Annotated in this window: 5 protein-coding genes; 2 read left to right on the top strand and 3 right to left on the bottom strand. The window is 73.5% G+C overall.

The features are described 5' to 3' along the window. The coding region (locus tag DKL51_RS02185) for a serine/threonine-protein kinase (protein ID WP_148097706.1) at nt 1–885 on the bottom strand (885 nt) is incomplete at its 3' end. A 144-nt stretch (nt 886–1,029) separates the two neighbouring features. On the opposite strand from DKL51_RS02185, the gene DKL51_RS02180 reads away from it, so the two are divergent. Both DKL51_RS02180 and DKL51_RS02175 read left to right on the top strand, forming a co-directional pair. Then, complete coding sequence (locus DKL51_RS02180; protein ID WP_109946532.1) at nt 1,030–1,230, top strand: hypothetical protein; 201 nt, start codon at nt 1,030–1,032, stop codon at nt 1,228–1,230. Continuing rightward, a complete protein-coding gene (locus DKL51_RS02175; protein ID WP_109965128.1) occupies nt 1,230–2,018 on the top strand; it encodes a site-2 protease family protein in 789 nt (262 codons plus the stop codon). The genes DKL51_RS02180 and DKL51_RS02175 overlap by 1 nt, the downstream gene beginning before the upstream one ends. A gap of 49 nt (nt 2,019–2,067) precedes the next feature. Here DKL51_RS02175 and DKL51_RS02170 read toward each other — a convergent pair whose 3' ends face one another. Both DKL51_RS02170 and DKL51_RS02165 read right to left on the bottom strand, forming a co-directional pair. Continuing rightward, nucleotides 2,068–3,066, bottom strand: a complete 999-nt coding sequence (locus DKL51_RS02170; RefSeq protein WP_109946534.1) for an aldo/keto reductase family protein — start codon at nt 3,064–3,066, stop codon at nt 2,068–2,070. Nucleotides 3,067–3,178: 112 nt separating this feature from the next. Further along, nucleotides 3,179–4,775, bottom strand: a 1,597-nt coding sequence (locus DKL51_RS02165) for a WG repeat-containing protein (RefSeq protein ID WP_124811662.1), incomplete at its 5' end; no start/stop codon positions are given.

Here is a 4,775-nt window from a genome sequence, read left to right as displayed (position 1 = left end):
GTGCCGGTACCGCCCCGCCCACGGCGGGCGGGGCGGTACCGGCACGGTGGCCAGCGTCGCGTCCCGGGCGTCCTGGGCGGCGTCGGCCATGCCGGCGGCGCTCGGGTACCGGTCGCCGGGGCGCTTCGCCAGGGCCCGGCGGACCACCTCGATCACCGCCGGCGGGGTGCCGGCCGGCAGCGGGGCGGGCTCGTCCTGGACGTGCCGCAGCGCCACCTGCAGCGGGTTCTCTCCCTCGAAGGGCGGACGCCCAGCTAGGCAGTAGTAGGCGACCGCGCCGAGGGCGTACACGTCGGTGGCCGGCGAGACGGGCTGTGCGGCCGCCTGCTCGGGAGACATGTACGAGGCGGTGCCGAGCACCATGTTGGCGGCGGTGATCCCGGCCATGGTGGTGGACCGGGCGATGCCGAAGTCCACCAACACCACGCTGCCGTCCCGCTTGACCAGCAGGTTTCCCGGCTTCACGTCCCGGTGCACGATGCCGGCGAGGTGCGCGACGTGCAGGGCGCGCGCGGCCTGCGCCACCACCGACATCGTCGACGCCGGGTCGAGCCGCCCGGCCCGGCGGACCCAGGTGGTCAGCGGTTCGCCGTCGACGTACTCCATCACCAGGTAGCTGACCTGACTGCCGTCGGCGAGGGTCGCCGACCCGAAGTCGTGGACCTGCACGATGCCGGGGTGCCGCAGGGCGGCCATCATCCGCGCCTCGGCGTGGAAGCGGGTGGTGAACTCGGGGTCGGCGACCAGAGACGGCAGCAGCACCTTCACCGCGACCTGCCGGTCGAGCAGGGTGTCGGTGCATCGCCAGACGGCCCCCATGCCACCGGTCGCGATGCGTTCGCTCAGCAGATAGCGGTCGCTGAGCACCACTCCTTGAGTCAGCACCGCGTCACCGTACCGGCCGTGCCCGTCCCGTTGATCCACCCGGTGATCCGTCCGGGAGGCGGTGGGCCGGGCCGTTGTCCGCCCGGCCGACTACGCTTGCGGAGGTTCCGTCCCAGGGACGACGGCGGCGAGGGGAGACGCGGCATGGCGTGGAGCTGGCGGTACGAGGGCACGAACGGCGAGTCGGTGAACGGACCGGCGGAGTCGTTCGCCAGCCAGGCGGACGCCGAATCGTGGATCGGCCAGACCTGGCGGGAGCTCGCGGCGTCCGGCGTCACCTCGGTCGCGCTCGTGGAGGACGACCGGGTGGATTACCGGATGAGCCTGCTGCCCCCGGCCGAGTGATGAGCTACGACCGCCCGGGCGAGCCGCTGGTGCTCGGCGTGCCCCGGGCGGCCTTCCGGCCCAGCCCGGTCTTCCTCGCCCTGGTCGCGCTCTTCGTGACCAGCGGTGTGCTGGCCTGGCAGCGGTACGGCAACGTCCGGTTCGACGTCTTCCTCTTCGTGGTCTCGGGCTGGCTGGTCTCGCTCTGCCTGCACGAGTACGCCCACGCGGTGGTGGCCTTCCGGGCCGGCGACCGGGACATCGCGCACCGGGGCTACCTGACGCTCAACCCGTTCAAGTACACCCACCCGCTGCTGTCGATCGTGCTGCCGGTGATCGTGGTGCTGCTCGGCGGCATCGGCCTGCCCGGCGGGGCGGTCTGGGTGGACCGGCACGCGATCCCCGGCCGGCTTCGGCACACCCTGGTCAGCCTGGCCGGCCCGGCCACCAACGTGCTCTTCACGCTGGTGCTGGTGGCCGCGGTGCGGCTCGGCTCCGGGGGTTCCGCCGAGTTCTGGCAGGGCGTGGCCCTGCTGGCGTTCCTTCAGCTCACCGCCAGCGTGCTCAACCTGCTGCCGGTGCCGGGTCTCGACGGCGGCAACATGATCCAGCCGTGGCTGAGCCCGCAGTACCGCCGGATGTACGACCTGTTCGCCCCGTACGGCTTCATCATGCTCTTCGCGCTGCTGTGGAGCCCGCAGATCGGCGGCTGGTTCTTCGGCGCGGTCTTCTGGCTGGCCGACCTGATCGGCCTGCCGGCCGTTCACTTCCGCGACTGGCTGCACCTGATCCGCTTCTGGGCGGGCTGAGCCGGCCCGGCCCGGCCGACGCGCTCGCGCCGGCCGGACCGGGCAGGGCTCACGGGCGCTCGGCGGGGGACTCGGTCTTCGCCGCGTCGCGCTCGGTGATCGGCTCGACGATCTCGTCGATCGCCTTGAGCAGGTCGGCGTCGAGCTTCACGCCGGCCGCCTTGACGTTGTCGTGCACCTGCTCGGGGCGGGACGCCCCGACGATCGCCGAGGAGACGTTCGGGTTCTGCAGCACCCAGGCGATGGCGAGCTGCGCCATGCTGAGCCCGGCCTGCTCGGCCAGCGGCTTGAGCCGCTGCACCCGGGTGAGCACGTCGTCGGTCATGAACCGGGCGATGAAGTTCGCGCCGGACTTCTCGTCGGTGGCCCGGGAGCCGGCCGGCGGCGGCTGACCCGGCAGGTACTTGCCGGAGAGCACGCCCTGGGCCATCGGCGACCAGACGATCTGGCCGACCCCCAGCTCCTCGCTGGTGGGGATGACCTCGGCCTCGATGACCCGCCAGAGCATCGAGTACTGCGGCTGGTTGGAGACCAGCGGGATGCGCAGCTCGCGGGCGAGCTGGTGGGCCTCCCGGATCTGCGACGCCTTCCACTCGGAGACACCGATGTAGTGCGCCTTGCCGGAGTGCACGACGTCGGCGAACGCCTCCATCGTCTCCTCCAGCGGGGTGCTGTAGTCGTACCGGTGGGCCTGGTAGAGGTCCACGTAGTCGGTCTGCAGCCGACGCAGCGAGCCGTTGATCGACTCCATGATGTGCTTGCGGGACAGGCCGCGGTCGTTGCGGCCCGGGCCGGTCGGCCAGTAGACCTTGGTGAAGATCTCCAGGCCCTCGCGCCGCTCGCCCTTGAGCGCCCGGCCGAGCACCTCCTCGGCCTTGGTGCCGGCGTACACGTCGGCGGTGTCGAAGGTGGTGATGCCGGTGTCCAGGGCGGCCCGGACGCAGGCGGTCGCCGCGTCCTCCTCGACCTGCGAACCGTGGGTGATCCAGTTGCCGTACGAGATCTCGCTGACCATCAGGCCGGAGCGGCCCAGGTGTCGGAATTCCATGACCCGACCCTAGCCCCGTCCGATCATGGTCACCCGACGGCGGGACGCGGTGTGACGCTCACCCGGCCAGCAGGCCGTCCCGCATCCCGGCGGCGAGCGGGTCCCGCCCCGGTCAGAGCACCGGGCTGGCGTCGGCGAGCAGCCGGTCGAGCTCCGCGACCACCTTGGCGCGGCTCGGGTGCACCGGGTCGATCAGCGGCTGGCCCCGCCGGTCCCGCGCACCCCAGCGGCCCGACTCGTCGCCGATCAGGAAGGCGACCGGGTGCACGACCAGGCTCGAGTACACCGGCGCGACCAGCACCCGACCGTGCCGGTCCACCACGCCGCGGCGGCCGGCCAGCTCCACCACGGCCAACCCCTCCTCGGTGAAGCCGTCCACGTGCCGGCCGTCGGCCAGGGCGGTGGCGAAGCCGTGGTACCGGGTCGGCACGAGGACCTGACCCGTCCGGTCGACCGCACCCCAGCCGCCGTCCTGGCGGACCGCCGCCAGGCCGCTCCGGAACGGTCGGACGTCCTCGAAGCCCGGCGGGACCCGCACGATGTTGGTCGGGTCGACCGCCATCCAGTTGCCCTTGCCGTCCATCGACACCCAGGCCAGCCCCTCGGAGAAGGACCCCACCGCCCGGTAGCCGTTGTTCGCCTCGATCAGCGCCGCCCCGGACTCGTCGATCAGCGCCCAGCGGGACGCCTCCGGCCGGCGTACCCAGGCCATCCCCTCGCGGAAGGGCTGCACCTCGGCGTACAGGTGCTCGACCACCAGGTTGCCGTCGGCGTCGGCGTACCCCCAGCGCTGCGACTCCTCGTCGAACGTGGGCACCGGGGACCGCCCGCTGCGCACGATCTCGTCCCGGCTGCGCGGCCACGGGCCGAAGCCACCCGACGCGGCCCGGTCGCGGACCGCGTCCAGCGCCACTTCGGTACGGGCCACCAGCTCCGGATCGTCCCCCTGGCGCAGATCCAGCGCCCGCTCGAAGTGCTGGCACGCCTCCATCAGCCGCCCCTGGTCGTAGCAGGAGCGGCCGGCGTGCTCGTGCAGCGCCGCCCGCAGCCGGTCGGGCAGCTCGGGGGAGTTGGCCTCGGCGAAGAGCTTGTCCGCTTCCGCGTGCTCGCCCCGCCAGCGCAGGACCTGGGCGAGCCGCGCCCGCGCCAGGGCCGTCCGCCGCAGCTCGCCCGTCGCCTCCGCGTACGTCAGTGCCAGCCGGCCGTCGGCCAGGGCGTCGTCCAGGTCGCCGAGGATCCGGGCGGCCACCGCCCGAAGGCTGAGCAGGCGGGCCCGGCTCTTGTTGTCCAGGGCCACGCCCAGCTTGGCGGTGAGCCGGTCCCGGACCGCCCGCAACTCCTCCGGCTCGGGCGCCTCCTCACGGAGCGTCTGCGGGTGCAACCGCCACCGGAACGCGGCCAGTGCCTGCTCCGGATCCGGCTGCGCCGGCTCCGGGCGTTCCTCCGGCCGGTCGGCCTCAGGACCGGAGGCCGGCTCGGCATCTCGCTGGGACTCGGCCTGCGGAGCCGGGGCCGCCGACACCGGCCGCGCCGCCGACGCGGACAGCTCCGCAGGCGGTGCGGACACCTGGGCAGGCGGTCCGGAGACCTGCGCGGGCGGCGCGGAGACCTGCGCGGGTGCTGCGGACACCTGCGCGGGCGGTGCCGACTCCTGGGCCGGCACCCCGGAAGCCGGTGCGGGCGGTGCGGACTGCTGGGCTGGCGGGGGC

The organism is Micromonospora globispora (assembly GCF_003857015.1).
GTDB classification, from domain to species: Bacteria; Actinomycetota; Actinomycetes; order Mycobacteriales; family Micromonosporaceae; genus Micromonospora; species Micromonospora globispora.
The sequence above is the reverse complement of the archived record's forward strand: the minus strand, read 5'-3'. Positions and strand labels throughout refer to the sequence as shown.

What these genes read in the sequence shown, in the direction of transcription:
- DKL51_RS02180 (WP_109946532.1), top strand. Translation starts at nt 1,030, where the DNA reads ATGGCGTGGAGCTGGCGGTACGAGGGCACGAACGGCGAGTCGGTGAAC.
- DKL51_RS02175 (WP_109965128.1), top strand. Translation starts at nt 1,230, where the DNA reads ATGAGCTACGACCGCCCGGGCGAGCCGCTGGTGCTCGGCGTGCCCCGG.
- DKL51_RS02170 (WP_109946534.1), bottom strand. Translation starts at nt 3,066, where the DNA reads ATGGAATTCCGACACCTGGGCCGCTCCGGCCTGATGGTCAGCGAGATC.